We start from the raw sequence: 1,850 nt of genomic DNA on the forward strand, positions 1-1,850 counted from the left end.
CGCCGCGCAGCAGACCGCCCGGCACCGGGAGCCGGTCGAAGAACGACACGTGCGCGTCGGACGCCGCGAGCAGCTCACGTGCGGTGTAGGTCGCGGCCGGGCCGGTCCCGACCACGGCGACCCGCAGGCCCGTGGGCACGCCCGGGCGCACGCGGGCGTGGGTCTGCTGCTTGGCGACCTCGCGCTCGGGCCGCTGCTCGTAGTAGGCGGCGTTCAGCTCGGCGAACACGGCCTCGCCGCCGCGCAGGATCTCGATCGGCTTGATCGCCGACGCGGGGCAGGCGTCGGCGCAGGCGCCGCAGTCGATGCACGAGCGCGGGTCGACGTAGAGGATGTCGGTCGTGCCGAAGTCGGGCTCTCCCGGCGTCGGGTGGATGCAGTCGACCGGGCACACCTCCACGCAGGAGGCGTCGGAGCAGCAGCTCTGGGTGATGGCGAAGGGCATGGCGGCCTCAGAGCATGTGCACGCGGCGGTACAGCCGCTTGGCCGTCGGCGTCAGCAGCCCGGCCTCGGCCAGGAAGTCCATCAGGTGCACGCACGACAGACGCATGAGCGCGTGGTGGTGCTCGTTGTTCTTGGCCGCCTCGACGGCCTCCTTCACGTCGAGCCCGGCCTCGGCGTACACCTCGGGGCGGACGAGGCTCTTGACGATGAAGTAGCCGACGCTCGCGATCTGCAGGGCGCTGGCGCGGCGGCGGGCCTCGGAGATGCCCTTCATGGCCTCGAGGGTCTCGTGGCGCGCGAACTTCATGTGCCGCGACTCCTCGACCACGTGGATCTTGCAGATCGTCTTGACCTGGGGCGAGACGGAGGCGCCGCGCATCCAGTCACGCTGCATGACGTCGAGGACCTCCTCGGCCACCAGGATCGACGTGTAGGCGACCTCGCCGCGCGCCGTCAGCTTGAGCAGCTTGGCGGCCTTGTGCAGCAGCGGGTGGGGCAGGTAGGAACGACCGGCGATGTGCTGGGCGCCCTTGGCGAACATGATCGAGTGGCGGCACTCGTCGGCGATCTCGGTGAGCGCGAACTGGAACTCGCTGCTCGCGTAGTCCTTGTCGTAGATGTCGACGAGCAGCATCTGCTGCAGGAGCATCTCGAACCAGATGCCGATGCTCGCGACGCTGGCCGCCTCGTGGCGCGTGAGCGTGGCGCGCTGCTCCGGCGTCATGCGCTCCCACAGGTCGGTGCCGAAGAGCGTGCACCACTCGGGGTTCACGCCGTCGTGCAGCGGGTCGAGCGGCGCGTCCCAGTCGACCTCCTTCTCGGGGTCGTAGGACAGCTGGGCCGACGACGACAGGAGCCGCTCGAGCACGCCGTCACGCTCGACCTCCGCACGGAACGCGGCGGCGTCGGGGGTGGTGGGGCGGGTCTCGGTGATCGTCATGGCAGTCTCCTCGGCTACTCGACAACGGTGATGTGACATCGGGAGTGTCGCATCCATACCCACGGTATGGCGAGTCGGTCGCGAGCGCAAGAGATGACCGTCACGCGGCCCCTCGACGGGACGTCGGAGCGCGGATGCACCCGTGCGGTCGGGACGCGGACGTCCCGAACCCCGCGGGGCAGGGTGGGAGATTCCCAGGTCGACCTGGGAAACCTGCAGAAGCACAGGTTGCTACCCGTGCAGTCGTAGGGAAAGCCGTGCAGTCCGGAAGATTCCCAGGTCGACCTGGGAATCTGCGGCACGGGTCAGGGGCGGTCGGCGAGCCAGGACTCGGCCAGGCGGGCGGGTGCGCGCGCGAGCCAGGCGTCCTCGACCGCGGTCTCCAGCCGGGCGGGGTCCACCATGTCGAGCTCGACCAGGAAGCCGGGGTGGTTCGCCAGGTGCTCGATGGTGAAGAAGCCCGGC

2 protein-coding genes are annotated in these 1,850 nt (G+C 70.0%); both read right to left on the reverse strand.

The window, feature by feature from the left end; genetic code table 11:
* A partial coding sequence (locus ASF38_RS18285; protein ID WP_200914381.1) for a ferredoxin family protein occupies positions 1–445 on the reverse strand: 445 nt, incomplete at its 3' end.
* Positions 446–452: 7 nt separating this feature from the next.
* Positions 453–1,385 carry a diiron oxygenase gene (locus tag ASF38_RS02845; protein ID WP_055963621.1) on the reverse strand — a complete coding sequence of 311 codons (933 nt, stop codon included), beginning with the start codon at positions 1,383–1,385 and terminating at the stop codon, positions 453–455.
* Between the last annotated feature and the right edge of the window lie 465 nt (positions 1,386–1,850).

Origin of the sequence: Aeromicrobium sp. Leaf272, from assembly GCF_001422865.1 — a bacterium.
GTDB lineage: Bacteria > Actinomycetota > Actinomycetes > Propionibacteriales > Nocardioidaceae > Aeromicrobium.

Coding starts and splice junctions, on each gene's coding strand:
- ASF38_RS02845 (WP_055963621.1), bottom strand. CDS start 1,385: ATGACGATCACCGAGACCCGCCCCACCACCCCCGACGCCGCCGCGTTC.